Origin of the sequence: Halomonas sp. CSM-2 (assembly GCF_002119345.1) — a bacterium.
GTDB classification, from domain to species: domain Bacteria; phylum Pseudomonadota; class Gammaproteobacteria; order Pseudomonadales; family Halomonadaceae; genus Vreelandella; species Vreelandella janggokensis.
On record NZ_NBYR01000023.1, the window covers coordinates 1 to 17241 of the forward strand.

Annotated in this window: 17 protein-coding genes and 1 pseudogene; 17 read left to right on the forward strand and 1 reads right to left on the reverse strand. The window is 56.8% G+C overall.

The annotated features are described in order from the left end of the window. Positions 1 to 153: pseudogene (locus tag B7L15_RS20110) on the reverse strand (IS1380 family transposase); the annotation flags it as partial. An 840-nt stretch (positions 154 to 993) separates the two neighbouring features. Between B7L15_RS20110 and B7L15_RS16955 the strand changes: the two are divergent. From B7L15_RS16955 to B7L15_RS17035, 17 genes are all read left to right on the forward strand, one after another. After that, positions 994 to 1641, forward strand: coding sequence for a hypothetical protein (locus B7L15_RS16955; protein ID WP_139839390.1), 648 nt, complete (start codon positions 994 to 996; stop codon positions 1639 to 1641). Positions 1642 to 1908: 267 nt separating this feature from the next. Next, positions 1909 to 3570, forward strand: coding sequence for a methyl-accepting chemotaxis protein (locus B7L15_RS16960; RefSeq protein WP_085920103.1), 1662 nt, complete (start codon positions 1909 to 1911; stop codon positions 3568 to 3570). Positions 3571 to 3711: 141 nt separating this feature from the next. Further along, complete coding sequence (locus tag B7L15_RS16965; RefSeq protein WP_085920104.1) at positions 3712 to 4482, forward strand: amino acid ABC transporter substrate-binding protein; 771 nt, start codon at positions 3712 to 3714, stop codon at positions 4480 to 4482. 68 nt (positions 4483 to 4550) lie between these two features. Beyond that, positions 4551 to 5219 (forward strand): amino acid ABC transporter permease, encoded by a 669-nt coding sequence (locus B7L15_RS16970; protein WP_085920105.1) that lies wholly within the window; start codon positions 4551 to 4553, stop codon positions 5217 to 5219. After that, positions 5216 to 5971 carry an amino acid ABC transporter ATP-binding protein gene (locus B7L15_RS16975; RefSeq protein WP_085920106.1) on the forward strand — a complete coding sequence of 252 codons (756 nt, stop codon included), beginning with the start codon at positions 5216 to 5218 and terminating at the stop codon, positions 5969 to 5971. The genes B7L15_RS16970 and B7L15_RS16975 overlap by 4 nt, the downstream gene beginning before the upstream one ends. A gap of 265 nt (positions 5972 to 6236) precedes the next feature. Next, complete coding sequence (rpsT, locus tag B7L15_RS16980) at positions 6237 to 6503, forward strand: 30S ribosomal protein S20 (protein ID WP_066316664.1); 267 nt, start codon at positions 6237 to 6239, stop codon at positions 6501 to 6503. Between the two features lie 81 nt (positions 6504 to 6584). Next, a complete protein-coding gene (gene murJ, locus B7L15_RS16985; protein WP_085920107.1) occupies positions 6585 to 8162 on the forward strand; it encodes a murein biosynthesis integral membrane protein MurJ in 1578 nt (525 codons plus the stop codon). 91 nt (positions 8163 to 8253) lie between these two features. Continuing rightward, a complete protein-coding gene (gene ribF / locus B7L15_RS16990; protein WP_085920108.1) occupies positions 8254 to 9291 on the forward strand; it encodes a bifunctional riboflavin kinase/FAD synthetase in 1038 nt (345 codons plus the stop codon). 7 nt (positions 9292 to 9298) lie between these two features. Then, the gene (ileS, locus tag B7L15_RS16995) at positions 9299 to 12130 is read left to right on the forward strand and encodes an isoleucine--tRNA ligase (protein ID WP_085920109.1); all 2832 of its coding nucleotides are present in this window, start codon (positions 9299 to 9301) and stop codon (positions 12128 to 12130) included. Continuing rightward, a complete protein-coding gene (gene lspA, locus B7L15_RS17000; protein WP_085920110.1) occupies positions 12123 to 12653 on the forward strand; it encodes a signal peptidase II in 531 nt (176 codons plus the stop codon). Before ileS ends, lspA begins: the two co-directional genes overlap by 8 nt. A 25-nt stretch (positions 12654 to 12678) precedes the next feature. Beyond that, entirely contained in the window at positions 12679 to 13125 is a 447-nt protein-coding gene (fkpB, locus tag B7L15_RS17005) for an FKBP-type peptidyl-prolyl cis-trans isomerase (RefSeq protein WP_085920111.1), read from the forward strand. Between the two features lie 62 nt (positions 13126 to 13187). Beyond that, a complete protein-coding gene (gene ispH, locus B7L15_RS17010; protein ID WP_085920112.1) occupies positions 13188 to 14168 on the forward strand; it encodes a 4-hydroxy-3-methylbut-2-enyl diphosphate reductase in 981 nt (326 codons plus the stop codon). 95 nt (positions 14169 to 14263) lie between these two features. Next, on the forward strand, positions 14264 to 14665 hold the full coding sequence (locus B7L15_RS17015) for a type IV pilin protein (RefSeq protein WP_303393820.1): 402 nt from the start codon (positions 14264 to 14266) through the stop codon (positions 14663 to 14665). A gap of 4 nt (positions 14666 to 14669) precedes the next feature. Next, positions 14670 to 15176, forward strand: a complete 507-nt coding sequence (locus B7L15_RS17020; RefSeq protein WP_085920113.1) for a GspH/FimT family pseudopilin — start codon at positions 14670 to 14672, stop codon at positions 15174 to 15176. After that, positions 15173 to 15598 (forward strand): type IV pilus modification PilV family protein, encoded by a 426-nt coding sequence (locus tag B7L15_RS17025; protein WP_085920114.1) that lies wholly within the window; start codon positions 15173 to 15175, stop codon positions 15596 to 15598. Before B7L15_RS17020 ends, B7L15_RS17025 begins: the two co-directional genes overlap by 4 nt. Beyond that, positions 15598 to 16719: a PilW family protein gene (locus B7L15_RS17030; protein WP_176243721.1), complete on the forward strand. Its 1122-nt coding sequence runs from the start codon at positions 15598 to 15600 to the stop codon at positions 16717 to 16719. Before B7L15_RS17025 ends, B7L15_RS17030 begins: the two co-directional genes overlap by 1 nt. Next, complete coding sequence (locus B7L15_RS17035) at positions 16716 to 17147, forward strand: pilus assembly PilX family protein (protein WP_085920116.1); 432 nt, start codon at positions 16716 to 16718, stop codon at positions 17145 to 17147. The genes B7L15_RS17030 and B7L15_RS17035 overlap by 4 nt, the downstream gene beginning before the upstream one ends. Positions 17148 to 17241 lie beyond the last annotated feature (94 nt).

A 17241-nucleotide genomic window follows, 5' to 3' on the forward strand; every position in this document is an offset into this window, starting at 1 on the left:
CTTGATCACGTCACTGGTGCGCATGCCCAGCGTGGTKGGGAAGCGGCTGTCGATGCTGTCGACGCCAGCGATCTCGAAGCATTGCCCGATGATGGACAGCCCGGCGTGGCTGGTGAGGGTGCGGCAACTGGCGCGGAACTTTATGTTGGGCATGGCACTGTCTGGGTGAATGGCGATAATGGCTATATTGCCATGCAGGTCAGTGGGTTAGAAGTGCTTCCGGGGGCCGGTCTCACGGATTCAGGTTGTACTTTCCCAACGTCATGCGTGATCGCTACGGAAATAAAAAGCAAGTATCAAGACAGGGCTATAGAAGTGCTGTTTTGGACCCGTTGGTAGCTGCAGTGCATTTAGCTCAGGGAGTCGAACCGGAGTTTGATTTGCCGGAGCCGAAGGGTAAATACGGCACCAACCGAAACGCAAAGGATTTGCGGTTATATCTGAACGCTTTCCTTTCGTTAATTGAGCGTGTGTTGTTGGTTCAGTCATCAGATAGAAATTTAATTAAGCGCCTTGAAGAAACAGGGGGGTGCAAGTCTCGTAGATGCTAAAAAGTTTTCTTTGCCCAGAAGGTGACGGTGGGCCTGTTCCTCTCGGGCATCGATATTGGTTAGATCAAGAAAGCGGATCACAGATTCCAAGCGAGCGTGCGATATTTGACGGGAAGTAATGCTTCTTAACGATAATACATGACCCTGATGAACATCAACTCGTTATCGATAAGATGCTAAAGGTGATCGACAAAACGCAGCAAGTAATCAAACGATTTGCTGCCACCGGCATGCATGAAAAAAGGCCAGAGGATTACTATAAGCTACGGGTGATACTGGATAACGCGATCAAACAGTAGCGTGAGCAGGCTCGCTTGATGTTCTAGACATAAAATAGTCGCAGCTTCTCCTCGTACACAGGCCTTCGGTACCGCTGGACAGAGGGCAAGTAACTTGGTGTATGATTTTCATCTGATATATACCTGCTGGCTGCGCAGTTCAGATGGCTCGCAAGGCAGCGCTCACCATACTAACTAGAAGAGAATTGGCAGTGGATTCCACAGAATTGATACTCATGATCGCTATTTTGTCGATCTGGTTCAGCCTTACCTGTGGCTTGGTGGTGTTATATTTGCTTTTGAGCGGGGGAGCGCTAGAAGTAAAGTTTCGCTCGGCTAAGCGTGTGCCCGTGACTTCATCCATCCCAGCAGTGCCAGACGATTCCCCGGTGCTTGTGAATAAAGATTCGGATGCATGGGGACTGTTTGTGATATTTGATGAGCCCACTGTTGCCAGTAATGAGCGCCTGAGCATTGTGCTTTCTTCTTCGGGCGCGGTGTATGAAAGCAGCAGTAAATCTTTCACCCTGGCGGGAGATTCGCCCCGCAACCCGATTTATATTGCCCACGCCTACCCACCCGCCACACTGCCTTCCTTCAATCAGGATAACGGCCAGTTCCCTGTGAAGGGCGTGACCTTGAAAATGATCAAAAAATCACGCAATGCCACGCCTAACAAACTTCAACTGGTGCGCTTGGTAAAGTTAGCGAAAGAGCTCGCGCGGATTGGGGGAAAGGTCGTGGATGCCGACAAACAGCCGGTGACCGCCAGCGGTTTTCAAGCAGTGATCGACGGCAAGGCGAAAGTGTAGCGTTTGAGCGAGCCTCCAACGCTATCGTCTTGGGCGCCCAGTACGCAGTGGTTATGCTGACCGTCAGTCATCAAAAAAGCCAGCTTCTGATAAGTTAGCCATCGACCCTCATGCTTAAATCGAGCAGATTTTCTTCACTCCTATACTGCTTGCCACCTGCCCTAAAGCCCACCACTTCGCAGCCGATAGTAAAAAGACAGGACACAGCAACATTCTGCCAGGGTTGGCTATCACCATAATAAAGATGACAACTCAAAGGCTGATGCGATGCTGGAAAAACTCCATAAGATCAATGTGAAATACACCCTGGCGTTTATCCTGGTGGCCCTGTCGCTGCTGGGCGTCGTGGTGGTCGATAGTCTGCTTGTCCAGTCGATGCGTGAACGCATGACGGCGTTCAGTGGCTCCTTTAACCCGGCCGTTTCAGCGGTGCTCAATGCGGACCGCGACCTCTACCAGGCACGGGTGGCCGAACTTGAAGTACTGCGTGAAGCGCCGGGCAGTGAGGGGGCAAGCGCTCAGTACGACGATTACCGCGAAAATGCCGAGCAGGCGTATGACCGGATGCATGACTTCCTCGGGCTACTGGAGGCGTATCCACAGGTAAGCGAGGGGCTTGAGCCGTTCGAGGATCGTTACGCGGCATGGGAGTCGGCGTCTCAGCGTGTTTTCGACCTGCATGCAGACGGCGAGCTTGACGCTGCTGAGGCGCAACTGGAAGGCGACTCGTTAGCGGCCTTTAATTCGTTGCGGGAGCTTTACAACATTGCCGGGGAAAGCGCCGATGCGCGTGGCCTGGCGCTGGAGCAAGAAACACTGGCGGCAGTCGCCGTTCAGCAGCGTTGGGTAATGGGTTTCACGGCATTGGTGTTATTGGCCACGCTGGTGATTGCCTTGATGGGGCCGAACCTGATGTCCCGGGCGCTTCGCCAGGTCAGCGGGCGCATTCGCGATATTACCGAGGGTGAGGGCGATCTCACCGCGCGTATTGATAGTCAGCGGCGTGACGAGATTGGTGAGCTGGCACGGGAGTTCGATGGCTTTATCGCGCGCATGGATACAAGCTTCCAGGCGGTGCGCGACGGTGCCCGCAATGTCAATGTGGCGTCGGACGAGATTGCCTCCGGCAGCGAGGACCTTGCGTCCAGAACCGAGGAGCAGGCGTCTGCCCTGCAAGAGACGGCGTCCAGCATGGAAGAGATGTCTTCGATCGTGCGTCAGAACAGTGAGTCGGCCAGCAATGCCGATACCATTTCCAGCCAGGCGGCTGAAAAAGCCGAGAAAGGCGTCAAAGAGGTTCAGCACTCGGTGGAGTTGATGCGTGAACTCGAGACCAGTTCGCGCAAGGTGGGCGAAATTGTCGAAGTCATCGACTCGATTGCCTTTCAGACTAACATTCTGGCGCTCAATGCCTCGGTCGAGGCGGCGCGCGCGGGTGAGCATGGCCGCGGTTTTGCGGTGGTGGCCAGCGAGGTGCGCAATCTCGCCAGTCGCAGCGCGGATTCCTCCAAAAAGATTCGTGAGATGATAACGGATATCAGCCAGCGTATCGCCAGCGGTGCCGAGCAAGCGGTACGCAGCGGCGAGGGGATTCAGGATACGGTAGAGGCCATCCGCCAGGTGTCAGGGCTGATGAACGAGATTTCACTGGCCGTGCGCGAGCAGGAGTCCGGCATTCAGCAAGTGGGTACGGCGCTGACGCAGATGGACTCCGCCACGCAGCAGAACGTCACGCTGGTATCGCAAACCAGCGGCTCGGCTGCGTCGCTTCAGCAGGAAGCCAACCGTCTCACCCGCCTGGTGGATGCGTTCAAGCTCAGTGGTGATGCCACAGGCACTGCGTCGCCGTCACTACCTAAGCCGCCTGCCTCTCAGCAGGCGCCCCAACGCAACACGAAAAGAAACGAACCTGAGTGGGAAGCTTTTTAGATGAACTGTCGAAGACGTTCCCTGCCATCACAAAAGATTATTGGGGAATAAAAAACAGCTTTTATATTCTTTTATTCGCTGTTGATGCAAGGGTAAGATAACGTCATTAGTGCTTTTAGCTATCCAACAGGAATTACCACCATGCGACTGACACGCAAACTGACGATTACCCTTGCCACACTCTCACTGAGCATTGCCAGTGGCGTGTTTGCCGCCACGACCCAGGCCGATACGCTCCGCGTTGGCATGTCGGGCGGTTACTTCCCCTTTACCTTTGTGGAGCAGGACGAGCTCAAGGGCTTTGAGGTAGATGTCATGAACGCCGTTGGCGAGATTACCGGTGATGACATCGAGTTCGTGACGGCTAGCTTCTCGGGTCTGGCGGGCATGCTGGAGTCGGGGCGTATTGATACGATCGCCAACCAGATCACCATTACCCCAGAGCGTGAAGCCAAGTATGTGTTCACGGAACCCTATGTGTATGACGGTGCACAGGTAGTGGTAAAGGCCGGGAATGACACTATTGAAGGTGTCGAAGATTTATCCGGCAAAAGCGTGGCGGTGAACCTGGGTTCTAACTACGAGCAACTGCTGCGTGAACAGCCCAATGCCGATGAAATCGATATTCGCACCTATGAGTCCAACATTGAACAGGATGTGGCCTTGGGGCGGGTAGAGGCATTTGTGATGGATCGCGTGAGTGCGACCCAGGTCATCAAGGAGAAAGGCCTGCCTTTAGAGCTGGCGGGCCAGCCTTTCTCGACCATCCAGAATGCGTTGCCGTTCCGTGATGACGAAGTGGGTCGTGCGCAACGCGACCGGGTAGACGATGCCCTGGCAGAGCTACGCGAGAGCGGTGAGCTGCGCAAGATATCGGAAAAGTGGTTTGATACTGATATCACTCAGCCGTAACGGCCGGGTGACTCCGTGTAACGCGGCCGTGGCATTGCCACGGCCGTTTGCTTATAAGCGATATTGCTATGCTTGACCTTGAGTATATGTGGGGATTGCTGCCGGTTCTGCTGCGCTATCTGCCGCTCACACTTCAAATGGCGACCCTTGCCATGCTGTTTGCCTTGGTGTTGGCGTGTCTGCTGGCGGTGATTCGCGTGTCGAAAGTGCCGTTTTTAAATGGGCTTTCGCTGCTGTTTATCTCGTTTTTCCGCGGTACACCGCTGCTGGTTCAGCTGTTTCTTTTCTACTATGGCTTGCCGCAGCTGTTTAGTTCGTTGATCGCGATTACCGGCGTGGCTGCCGCCGTGTTGGGGCTGACACTGCACTTCTCGGCCTATATGGCCGAGTCGATTCGCGCGGCGATTGTGGGCATTGATCGCAGCCAGACCGAAGCCGCGCTTTCCATCGGCATGACCCAGTCACAACTGATGCGCCGCATTATTCTGCCCCAGGCAACCCGTGTGGCGACGCCGACGTTGATGAATTACTTCATTGACATGATCAAGGCGACCTCACTGGCCTTTACGCTGGGGGTGACAGAATTGATGGGCGCCACGCAAAAAGAAGCGTCGGGCAGCTTTCTCTATTTAGAGGCGTTTTTACTGGTCGCGGTGATCTACTGGGTCATTGTGGAAATGCTGTCCTGGGGGCAGCGTCGGTTAGAAAGCTATCTTAATAAGGCCTACCAACGATGATTTCGCTGCAAGGGATTACCAAGCGCTTTGGAGCACATACCGTCTTCCAGGACATTGACCTGAGCCTCGCGCAGGGCGAGATTATCGTGATTATCGGCCCTTCCGGAACGGGCAAATCAACGCTGCTGCGCTGTATTAACTTCCTGGAAAAACCGGATGCCGGGCATTTGCAGGTGGGCGATTTAAACGTTGATACCCAACGCGCCAGCCGGGCCGATATTCTGGCGCTGCGTCGCCGCACGGCGTTTGTCTTCCAGAACTACGGCCTTTTTGCCAATAAGACCGCGCTGGATAATATCAGTGAGGGGATGATCGTGGTGGACAAGCTGCCGAAAGCCAAGGCGCACGCGCGGGCCAGAGAAATACTGGAGCGCATCGGCCTGGCTGATAAGGCGGATGCTTACCCCGCGTCGCTGTCAGGCGGCCAGCAGCAACGCGTGGGCATTGGCCGAGCCATGGCGGCTAACGCTGACGTGATCCTGTTCGATGAACCCACGTCGTCGCTAGATCCTCAGTGGGTAGAGGAAGTTTTGAGCCTGATGAAGCAGTTGGCGGTTGAGCGCCAGACGATGATCGTGGTCACCCATGAAATGCAGTTCGCCCGGGAGGTAGCCGACCGGGTTGTGTTCATGGACGAGGGCGGTATCGTCGAGCAGGCTCCACCCGAGGAACTGTTTACCGCGCCAAGGGATGAACGGACGCGCCACTTTCTGCGCAAGATTTTGGCGCCCATGGGACAGTCAGCGCCGTAAGGCGGCTGCGCTATCGTGCCGAGTGACTACTGCTAGCAAGGCCGCATTCTGCGTGATAGACTATGCCATCCTCTCAGACAAGACCCGTGAGCGGGCAGCTGAATTGAACTGCTCGCTACACTATTTTGGTCGGCTTATTGCACAAAATTTGTCGCCAAAACAATTGGTTGTTACGGAAGCGTCGCATTGGCCGTCTCGGCTCGCGACGAACACATAGTTAATCCGTTGCCCTTTAGTGGCAACCTTATTCTCCAAGGAGATACCAGTGGCGAACAGCAAGCAAGCTCGCAAGCGCGCCCGCCAGGCCGAGAACCGTCGTGTCCTGAAAGCCAGCCAACGCAGCATGGTCCGTACCTATATTAAGCGCGTACTCAAAGCGGTTAAGACTGGCGACCATGGCAAGGCGATGGAAGAGTTCAAGGTGGCGCAGCCGGTCATCGACCGCATCGCTGATAAAGACGTCCTTTCCAAGAAGAAAGCCGCACGTCTGAAAAGCCGCTTGAACAAGCGTATTAAAGCACTGGCGGCGTAAGCCGGCAGGCGCCTTAAAAAAAACCGGCTGCGGCCGGTTTTTTTGTGTCTGTGGATTGCCAAGGGAAGGATAGCGAAGGCGATGACCACGAATTCGCAGCAGGAAGGTCAGGAGCAGCCCCCGGGAAGAGGGTTGATGCGCTCGGGGTTGATTGTCAGTGCCATGACCATGCTGTCGCGGGTCATGGGGCTTGCGCGCGACGTGGTGGTGGCGGCGCTACTGGGCGCGGGCGACGGGGCCGATGCGTTTTTCGTGGCCTTCAAGATTCCCAATTTTCTGCGCCGTCTGTTTGCCGAAGGTGCGTTCAACCAGGCCTTTGTGCCGGTGCTTTCCGAGTACTCGACCCAGCGCAACAAGCAGGAAATTCGCGAGCTGCTCAATGCCGTGGCGGGGAGCTTAACCGCGATTCTGGCACTGATTACCGCGCTTGCGATGCTGGGTGCGCCCTGGTTGATCTGGCTGTTTGCACCGGGATTTGGGCGCGACCCGGAAAAGCTCGCCATGACCGCGGACATGCTGCGCTTGACCTTCCCGTATTTACTGCTGATTTCGCTTACCGCCTTTGCCGGTAGCGTGCTGAACACCTGGAACCGTTTTGCGGTCCCGGCGTTTACCCCGGTGCTGTTGAACCTGTCGCTGATCGGCGCGGCCTTGTTGCTCACGCCCTTGATGCAAGAACCCGCCATGGCACTGGCATGGGGGGTTTTGATCGCCGGGGTGGCGCAACTGGTGTTTCAGGTGCCGTTTTTGCTGCGCCTGGGGCTGATGCCCACCCCATGGCCCAACTTGGCCCATGAAGGCGTCCGGCGAATATTGAAGCTCATGGGGCCGGCGCTGTTTGGCGTGTCGGTATCGCAGATCAACCTGCTGCTGGATACCGTGCTGGCCTCGCTGTTGGCCGCGGGTAGCGTGTCGTGGTTGTATTATTCCGATAGGCTGGTGGAGCTCCCGCTGGGTGTGTTTGGCGTGGCGATTGGCACGGTGATCTTGCCCGCGCTTTCCAAGCGCCACGCTGACCAGTCAAACGCGCACTTTGCCGCCATGCTCGACTGGGCAATCCGCATGGTGCTGCTGCTGGGGCTGCCCGCCGCGCTGGCGCTGGTGGTATTGGCGGAGCCGCTATTGATCACGCTGTTCCATTACGGCGCGATGACCGATACCGATATCCAGATGGCGGCGATGAGCCTGCGCGCCTACGCCGTTGGGCTGGTGGCCTTTATGCTGATCAAGGTATTGGCGCCGGGCTTTTTTGCCCGCCAGAACACCAAGACCCCAGTGAAGGTGGCCATCTTTGCCATGGTCGCCAATATGGCCTTCAACCTGATGCTGGTTTGGTCGCTGGCCCACGCCGGGTTAGCGTTGGCCACGGCGCTGTCGGCGTTCCTGAATGCCGGGCTGCTCGGTTACCTGCTGCGCAAGGAAGGCGTGCTGGTGTTTCAGCCGGGCTGGGGGCGCTTTGCGGTGCAGCTTTTAGGCGGTTGCGCGTTGATGAGTATTGCGCTGTACGCCATTGCCCCCGAGTGGACAACCTGGCTTGCCATGAGCCTGTGGCAGCGGGTCGCCTGGGTGTCGGGGCTGGTGGCGCTGGGCGCAGGGCTTTACTTTGCCTGGCTGGGCGCGCTGGGGTTGCGGGTGCGGCATTTGAAAATGCGCGCCTGACGCTGCACGACAGCGGCCAGGTTCGTTATAATCGGTGGCTTTGCTGCCTGCTTCTTGAGCGGGTGAGCGGGCTAGCAACGGCTGAGGTGCCATGCGGGTCATTCGAGGTTTGCACAATTTAACGGCGTCTTCGCGGGGCTGCGTGGCGACCATCGGTAATTTCGATGGGGTACACCGCGGCCATCAGGCGATCTTGCAGCAATGCCGCGAGCACGCCGCGCGCTTGGGCGGCCCACTGACCGTGGTGGTGTTTGAACCCCAGCCGCGCGAGTTTTTTGCCGGTGACCAGGCGCCGCCCCGGCTGACGCGGCTGCGTGAAAAGGTCCGCCTGCTGGGGCACCACGGTGCCGAGCAGGTGCTGTGCCTGCCGTTTAACGATGCGCTGCGCAGCCTCACCGGCCGTGAGTTTATTGACCAGGTACTGATCGACGGGCTGAACGTAAAGCACCTGGTGGTCGGCGACGACTTTCGCTTCGGCTGCGACCGGCGCGGCGACTTTACCCTGCTGGAGGAGGTGGGCCGCGAACAGGGCTTCGGCGTTGAGCATACCCGCACCTTTACGGTAGACGACGAGCGCGTTTCCAGCTCGCGGGTGCGTACACTGCTGGCCAGCGGCAACTTCACCGCCGCCGCCCGCCTGCTGGGTCGCCCCTATTCGGTGGACGGTCGGGTGGTGCGTGACCAGCAACTGGGCCGCACCATTGGCGTACCCACTGCCAATCTGCCGATGTTGCCCCAGCCGCTCACGCTGCGCGGGGTGTACGCCGTTGTTGGCGAGCTGGAAAACGGCGAGCGCCATTTGGGCGTGGCCAATGTCGGCTTTCGGCCCACGGTGGGTGCCACGCGGCCGACCCTGGAGGTTCACCTGTTCGACTTCTCAGGTGATCTGTATGGCCAGCGCATGACGGTGGTGCCCTGTGCGAGGCTGCGGGGCGAGGTCAAGTTTGACGATATCGAGGCGCTGAAAGCGCAGATTGGGCGCGATCAGCGTCAGGCGCGGCGCTACTTTGCGACCGCCGCTGCTGGCAACAACGCAACATTCCCGCTGGCCTCGGCCCCGCTCGGGCGAGAGACCGCATCTTCTGATTCCTCCTTGGCGGGCGATTCCGCCGAAGATAACGACGGCTGACCGGACTATGGATTATAAGCACACGCTAAACTTGCCAGAAACCGACTTTCCCATGCGCGGCATGCTGCCCAAGCAGGAGCCAGGGCGGGTGTCGACATGGCAGGATATGAACCTCTATCAGCGCCTGCGCGAAGAACGCGCGGGGGCGCCGCTGTTCGTGCTCCACGATGGCCCTCCCTACGCCAACGGCAGCATTCATATCGGCCACGCCGTCAACAAGATCCTTAAAGATATTATCGTCAAGTCGAAGAACCTGGCAGGCTTTGACGCGCCCTATGTGCCGGGCTGGGACTGCCACGGTCTGCCCATTGAGCACAAGGTGGAAACTACCCACGGCAAGCACCTGGCACCTGATCACGCCCGCGAGCTTTGCCGCGAGTATGCCGGGGCGCAGATTGAAACCCAGCTGACCGACTTTGTGCGTCTGGGCGTGATCGGTGATTGGGATCACCCCTACCGCTCGATGGATTTCGCCAACGAAGCGGGCGAAATGCGCGCGCTGGCGGAGATGGTCGACGCGGGCTATGTGTTCAAGGGCTTGAAGCCGGTGAACTGGTGCTTTGACTGCGGCTCGGCACTGGCTGAAGCGGAAGTCGAGTACGCCGACAAGAAGTCGGATGCCATCGACGTCGCCTTCCCCGTGGAAGACGCTGACAAGCTGGCGGCAGCCTTTGGCTTGAACGCGCTGCCCAAGCCCGCCGCCGTGGTGATCTGGACCACCACCCCCTGGACCATCCCCGCCAACCAGGCGTTGAACGTCCATCCCGAGTTCACCTACGCGCTGGTCGATACCGGCGAGCGCCTGTTGCTGCTGGTGGAAGATCTGGTCGAAAGCTGTCTGGAGCGCTATGCCCTAACCGGCGAGGTGATTGCCACCGCCAAGGGCGCGGCGCTGGATCTGATCAATTTCCGTCACCCGTTCTATGACCGCCTGTCGCCGGTGTACCTTGCCGATTACGTCGAGGCGGAAGTCGGCAGCACGGGTATTGTCCACTCCGCACCGTCCTACGGCATGGATGACTTCATTACCTGCCGCGAGCACGGTATGGAATTTGACGACATGCTCAACCCGGTGCAGGGCAACGGCGTTTATGCGGACGACCTGCCGTTCTTCGGCGGCCAGATGATCTGGAAGGCCAATCCGCATATCGTCGAAAAGTTGCGCGAGGTGAATGCGCTGATGGCCCACACGCCGATCACCCACAGCTACATGCACTGCTGGCGGCATAAAACGCCGGTGATCTACCGTGCCACCGCCCAGTGGTTTGTGGGCATGGATATCAAGGGCAAAGATGGCAAAACCCTGCGCGAGCGTGCCCTGGAAGGCATTGAAGCGACCAAGTTTACCCCTGCCTGGGGTCAGGCGCGCCTGCACAGCATGATCGCCAATCGCCCGGACTGGTGTATTTCCCGCCAGCGCAACTGGGGCGTGCCGATTCCGTTCTTCCTGCACAAGCAGACCGGCGAGCTGCACCCGCGCACCGTTGAGCTGATGGAAGAAGCGGCCAAGCGCGTCGAGCAGGAAGGTATCGATGCCTGGTTCAAGCTCGACCCGGCGGAGCTGCTGGGTGCCGAAGCCGCTGATTACGACAAGGTGACCGACACGCTGGACGTATGGTTCGACTCTGGCACCACCCACCGCCACGTGCTGCGTGGATCGCATCCTCACGGCCATGAAAGCGGCCCGCGGGCGGATCTGTATCTGGAAGGTTCCGACCAGCACCGTGGCTGGTTCCATTCGTCGCTGCTGACCGGTTCAGCCATTGACGGCCACGCGCCGTATCGCCAGTTGCTGACCCACGGCTTCACCGTGGATGCCCAGGGCCGCAAGATGTCCAAGTCGATTGGCAACGTGGTCGTTCCGCAAACGGTCATGGACAAGCTGGGCGCTGACATTCTGCGCCTCTGGGTAGCTTCGACCGATTACTCCGGTGAAATGGCGGTCTCGGACGAGATCCTCAAGCGCACCGCGGACGTCTACCGGCGTATTCGCAACACTGCGCGCTTCCTGCTTTCCAACCTCAACGGCTTTGACCCGGCGACGGATAAGGTGGCCTTTGGTGACATGCTGGCCTTGGATCAGTGGGTAGTCGATCGCGCCGCGCAGTTGCAGGGGCGTATCGACACCGCCTATGACGAGTACCGTTTCCTGGATGTCTACCAGCAGGTGCATGGTTTCTGTGCCCGTGAGCTGGGCGGCTTCTATCTGGATGTGATCAAGGATCGCCAGTACACCACTCAGGTGGATTCGCTGGCCCGGCGCAGCGCGCAAACCGCGCTTTACCACGTGGTGGAAGCGCTATCCCGCTGGGTCGCGCCGATCCTGTCGTTCACCGCCGAAGAGATTTTTGAGCACATTCCCGGTGAGCGTGGCGACAGCGTCCTGCTGGAAACCTATTACACCGGCCTTGAAACGCTGGATGATAACGCCGCGATGGGGCGTGATTTCTGGGAGCAGGTGCTGGAGGTCAAGCACGCAGTGAACAAGTGCCTGGAAGATGCCCGTAATGCCAAGGTGATCAAGGGAAGCCTGGCCGCCGAGGTGACGCTTTACGTGAGCGACGAGCTCAACGCGACGCTGACCAAGCTGGGCGATGAACTGCGCTTTGTGATGCTGACCAGTGAGGTAACGCTTAAACCGCTGGCTGAGGCCCAGAATGCTGAAACCACCGAGCTTGAAAGTCTGAAGGTGGCGGTGGCGCAAAGCGAGAACACCAAGTGCGAGCGCTGCTGGCACCATCGCCCCGACGTAGGTACTCATGCGGCGTATCCCGATTTATGCGGCCGCTGCATCAGCAACCTTCCCGAAGGCAACGGCGAGATTCGTTACTATGCCTAACGCGACCAATACGCGTCCACAGCGGCCGCCGATGCATCGGCCGCTGCGCTGGCTGTGGCTGGCGGCAGCGGTGGTCGTGCTGGACCTGGCGACCAAGTATCTGGCCAGCAGTTTGTTGAGCTACGCCCAGCCGGTGGAAGTGCTGCCGTTTTTCAACCTTACTCTGTTGCATAACCCAGGGGCGGCGTTCAGCTTTTTGGCTGACCATCCCGGCTGGCAGCGCTGGTTCTTTGCGATTATCGCGATTGGCGCAAGCATCGGGCTGAGCATTTGGCTGTCGCGGATCAAGGCCGATGAAAAGCTGCTGGCCGTGGCGCTGCCGCTGATTATCGGCGGGGCGTTGGGCAATCTCTTTGATCGGCTCGTCCACGGCTATGTGGTCGACTTTCTGTCTTTTCACGCGGCGGGCTGGTACTACCCGGCATTTAACGTGGCGGATATCGGCATTACCCTGGGGGCTGCCGGGCTAATCTGGGAGTCGGTGGTGGGCGAGCGGCGACGCAAAAAAGCCCAGCAGTCCTAACCTCCCTTCAAAAGCGAGTAACGCAATGAGCGACTATTTAATTGACGACGGTATGGAAGTGTCCTTGCACTTCACGCTCAAGCTGGAAGACGGCACGGTGGTCGATTCGACCAAAGAGAAAGTGCCCGCTACCTTTCAGTATGGCGATGGCAATCTGCCGCCCGGCTTCGAGCACCCGATCAAGGGCATGGCCGCGGGGCAAGAGGGCAGTTTCGAGATTACCCCTGAACATGCGTTTGGCCAGCACAACCCACAGAATATTCAAACGCTGAAGCGTGACGACTTCGGTGATGAAACACCCGAGATTGGTATGGTGATGTCTTTTGCCGATAAAGCGGGAACGGAATTGCCTGGCGTGGTCAAAACGATTGAGGGCGACCGGATCGAGGTCGACTTTAATCATCCTCTTGCGGGGCGTACCCTTACGTTTGAGGTGGAAGTGCTCGACGTGAAGCCGGTCACGACGCACTGAGAGACCACCTACTGACAGGCGACGATATTTATCCAACGGTGCTCAGCATCAAGGCGCGACTTATGCAATCACAGCAGCAAACACACCCTATCGAGATCAAACTGGCCAACCCGCGCGGTTTTTGCGCAGGGGTCGACCGTGCAATCGATATCGTCAACCGGGCGCTGGATGTGTTTGGGCCACCGATCTATGTCCGCCACGAAGTGGTCCATAACCGCTTTGTGGTGGAAACGCTGCGCGAGCGCGGCGCGGTGTTCGTCGAGGAACTGCACGAAGTGCCCGATGACGTGATCGTGATTTTCTCTGCCCACGGGGTCTCTCGTGCGGTACAGCAGGAAGCCGAAGAGCGCGGCTTGAAAGTCTTTGACGCCACCTGCCCGCTGGTCACCAAAGTGCATCTTGAAGTGCTGCGCTACGCCAAGCGCGGCCAGGAATGCATCCTGATCGGCCATCAGGGTCACCCGGAAGTCGAGGGCACCATGGGGCGTTACGATACGGCCAGAGGCGGGCACATTTACCTGGTGGAAGACGAGCATGATGTGGCTAAGCTGGACGTTAAAGACCCGACTCAGTTGGCCTTTGTGACGCAAACCACCCTGTCGATGGATGACACCGCCAAGGTCATCGATGCGCTGCGCGATAAATTCCCCGAGATTCAGGGGCCACGCAAGGACGACATTTGCTACGCCACGCAGAATCGTCAGGATGCCGTGCGTGAACTGGCCGCTGATAGCGATCTATTGCTGGTGGTGGGTAGCCCTAACAGCTCCAACTCGAATCGCCTGCGCGAGCTTTCCGAGCGTATGGGCACGCCTGCTTACCTGATCGACAACGCCGAGCAGATCGAGCCCCAGTGGTTGAATGGCATCAACCGCATCGGCGTAACGGCCGGGGCGAGCGCGCCGGAAGTGCTGGTCAAGGGCGTCATCGAACGCCTGCAGACCATGGGGGCCACCGCGCCCCAGGAACTGCTTGGCCGCGAAGAAACGATCACCTTCTCGATGCCTCGGGAGCTGCGCGAGCAGGTGATCGCCAGCGGCTAATTCCTAGAAGCTAATCTAAGGCTACGTAATGCAAAGCGTATGGGTTTGCGACATACTGAAATGGTATGAGCCAACCAATACAGGAGTAACGCCGCGTGCATTACGTTTCTCATCCGCCCTCGTTACGCCACGGCCAGCGCGGCTTTACCCTTATTGAATTAATGATTGTGCTGGCCATCATCGGGATCGTGGCGGCCATTGCCTACCCCAGCTATACCCGCTACGCGCAAAAATCGCTGCGCACCGACGCCCACGCCGGGCTCATGCAGGCATCGTCTGAGTTGGAGCAGTGTTACACGCGCACTTTTGCCTATGCCGCTAGCTGTCTGGAAACGACACAGTCACCTGAGCAAAACTATACCATTGGTTTTTCCAGTGAGGATGGAGACGGCGGTTATACGTTGACGGCAACGGCCAGGAATGGCCAGGATGATGGCTGCGATGCGCCGTTGACCCTGAATGCCAAGGGCACGCAAGCACCCGATGAGTGCTGGTAGGACGATGCCTCAACGCGGTTTTACCCTCATTGAACTGATGATCGTGCTGGTCATCGCGGCGTTGTTGATGCTTCTCGCGGCGCCTGCCTTTTCCACGTTTATGGCTCGCCAACAGCTGGCTGGTGATGTTAACCAGATGCAATCGGTGCTGACCTTTGCCCGCAGCGAAGCGATCAAGCAGCGTCAGCCCATCACGGTGGAATTTTCCCCGCCCAACGAACTCAACGCTGCGCGCCGCCCTGACGCATGCAACGACGCCCCGTGGTGTTACTGGGCCGAAAGTGCTCAAGGCGACGGAGAAGCGAACGTCATGCGCGTAGGGCAAACCGACAATATTACCCAGCCCGAAGGCAGCTTCTCTTTAGTGTTTGAAAGCCTGGGTGATGCGGATATCAGCGACTGCGATGACGTTGATGGCCAGTGCGAGATTACGCTCTCGGAAGACAATCTCGACCCGGTGACGCTCACCGTTCGCGTAACAGGCAGCCTGCATAAGGAGGCCGCTCAATGATGCAGCGTGGCTTCAGTCTGGTAGAAGCGCTGATTGCACTGCTGGTGTTGTCGTTGGGTCTGGTGGGCGTCGCTGCCATGCAGTTAAAAGCGTTGCAAAGCGCGACCCAAGGTTATCAGCGCTCCGTAGCCAGCGTTGCCGCCGTCGACGCTCAGGAGCGGCTTTGGGGGCGGTTGGCAATGCTTGAGCCTAGCGAAACCTGTGCGGATATCAACGTTGATGCAGTCGAACAGGCATGGGCAAACCACTGGTTCCAGAATAACGATAACACCCCTTTGCGTAATGTGATTAAAAGCGACAGCCACATTACCAACGGCAACGGTGAAGATAGGTGCCGATTTACGGTGATCCTGGCGCTAAGTGAAGACGATAATGACCAGTTCGATTACACCTTCCGCCTTCCCGAGCTTGAGGTGCAATGATGCAACAGCGCCAACGCGGGTTCACGCTTGTAGAGCTGATGGTCGCCATGGTGATCGGCACCATCATCATCCTGGGCGCGGGGCAACTGTTTCTGACCACTTTTCAAACCTTTCAAAACGTCGACAAGATCAGCCGAAAGCAGGAAAACCTGGTATTTATCGCCCAGCGCATTACCCGCGAGATTCGACAGTATGGACCTGGGCGCTACACGCTTGAATGCGAGTCAGAGCTAGTCCAGGAAAAAAGTCAGTGCACCTGCACCGTGGCAGATACTGATGAGGGCAACCAGCCGTTGGTCAGTTTCCGCAAAGACCTTGTCAGTGACGATTTGTCGGATTGTTCCGTGGAAGAGCACGAGTTGGGAGAGCCTGTACCGGATAACGGCGCGCTTTATCGTGTGTCACTACCAATTGAAAATAACGGTGAACCGATTGTTTTTCATATTATGAATCGGCCTGAAGTTTATAAGTGGTTTGCAGAGGCGCCGGTGAGCCAAGAAGGCAAGGGGGATGTTGTGATTGCCGGTGGTGCGTTAAGTGGAGCAGACAATATTCTTGTTGCTGAATCAACGGCTAATTCAAACCTGGGGTTGGCTAGTGTGCCTTCTCCACAACAGGGCGCTTCGCATGATTTCTATACGGATTACATCAATGCGTTTAGTAAGCTGGAAAACGTTGTGGCCACATGTAGAGCGGACGAAATAATGAATTCATCTCGTGACGCTTTTTACTGTAACGGTAATATAAATAATTTAAATGTAGCGAAGCTAAGTGGGAAAGTGATCGTAGCTGAAAATGGTATTTCAATGTCGCAAAATAATAACGAATCAGTATTTGATGTTGCGATTGTCGCAGGTGGGGTAGTTAATTTTAATGGAAGTGGTAATTCCAATGCTCTATTTAGAGGCCTCATATGGAGCGGTGGAAGCGCCAATATAAGTGTTTCAGGCGTTAGTTTTGTCGGAAGCATTATTTCTAGTGGCTCGGTTGCATTTAATAATGTTAGCGGTATTAATGCAGATTTTAGTGTTTGGGATTTGCTTTCGATCTATGGCTACGAATTTTCAATGCGCCGACAGCTAGAGCGACTGTCTGAAAATATAAATTTTGGTGACGAATGAAGCTTTTATGTCAAAAACAAAATGGCGCTGCTTTGATAATTGTAATGGCATTGCTGACTGGAGCTAGCTTGCTAGGGCTGACTGCTATGCAGACTGCAGTAGTTGGTGAGTACATGTCAGGTAACTATCGAGCAGTTGTGCAAGCTAATATGAATGCTGAATCTGCTTACTCACACGTTGTCAATGAAGGTATAGGGGCGATTATTTGGGGGGATGAATATGAGAGAGAAGCAATAGAAGAAATGAAATGGGAGCAGATCAATCAGCTTGGGGAAGTCGTTGACCGGTGTGCGACAGAAGAATCGGAGTGTTTTTATTTTCCTTTGGTTGTGGATGGTCGCAATTGCTTGGTAGCTTTCGGGGCTTTATATAATGACCGAGAAGAACGTGTCGCTGTCAGTGACCCTTACTTCATGTTTCTAGAATAAGTATTTTTAAGTAATCTTGAGGTTGTTTATTTTATCAATACTGGCGCTTGCCTTGATATTGGTGATAAAACTAAACCACGTTTGTCGCATCCCT

Coding starts and splice junctions, on each gene's coding strand:
- B7L15_RS17025 (WP_085920114.1), top strand. CDS start 15,173: ATGATGCAGCGTGGCTTCAGTCTGGTAGAAGCGCTGATTGCACTGCTG.
- ribF (WP_085920108.1), top strand. CDS start 8,254: ATGCGGGTCATTCGAGGTTTGCACAATTTAACGGCGTCTTCGCGGGGC.
- B7L15_RS16975 (WP_085920106.1), top strand. CDS start 5,216: ATGATTTCGCTGCAAGGGATTACCAAGCGCTTTGGAGCACATACCGTC.
- B7L15_RS17030 (WP_176243721.1), top strand. CDS start 15,598: ATGCAACAGCGCCAACGCGGGTTCACGCTTGTAGAGCTGATGGTCGCC.
- lspA (WP_085920110.1), top strand. CDS start 12,123: ATGCCTAACGCGACCAATACGCGTCCACAGCGGCCGCCGATGCATCGG.
- B7L15_RS16970 (WP_085920105.1), top strand. CDS start 4,551: ATGCTTGACCTTGAGTATATGTGGGGATTGCTGCCGGTTCTGCTGCGC.
- murJ (WP_085920107.1), top strand. CDS start 6,585: ATGACCACGAATTCGCAGCAGGAAGGTCAGGAGCAGCCCCCGGGAAGA.
- ispH (WP_085920112.1), top strand. CDS start 13,188: ATGCAATCACAGCAGCAAACACACCCTATCGAGATCAAACTGGCCAAC.
- fkpB (WP_085920111.1), top strand. CDS start 12,679: ATGAGCGACTATTTAATTGACGACGGTATGGAAGTGTCCTTGCACTTC.
- B7L15_RS16955 (WP_139839390.1), top strand. CDS start 994: ATGGCTCGCAAGGCAGCGCTCACCATACTAACTAGAAGAGAATTGGCA.
- B7L15_RS16960 (WP_085920103.1), top strand. CDS start 1,909: ATGCTGGAAAAACTCCATAAGATCAATGTGAAATACACCCTGGCGTTT.
- B7L15_RS17035 (WP_085920116.1), top strand. CDS start 16,716: ATGAAGCTTTTATGTCAAAAACAAAATGGCGCTGCTTTGATAATTGTA.
- B7L15_RS16965 (WP_085920104.1), top strand. CDS start 3,712: ATGCGACTGACACGCAAACTGACGATTACCCTTGCCACACTCTCACTG.
- B7L15_RS17020 (WP_085920113.1), top strand. CDS start 14,670: ATGCCTCAACGCGGTTTTACCCTCATTGAACTGATGATCGTGCTGGTC.
- ileS (WP_085920109.1), top strand. CDS start 9,299: ATGGATTATAAGCACACGCTAAACTTGCCAGAAACCGACTTTCCCATG.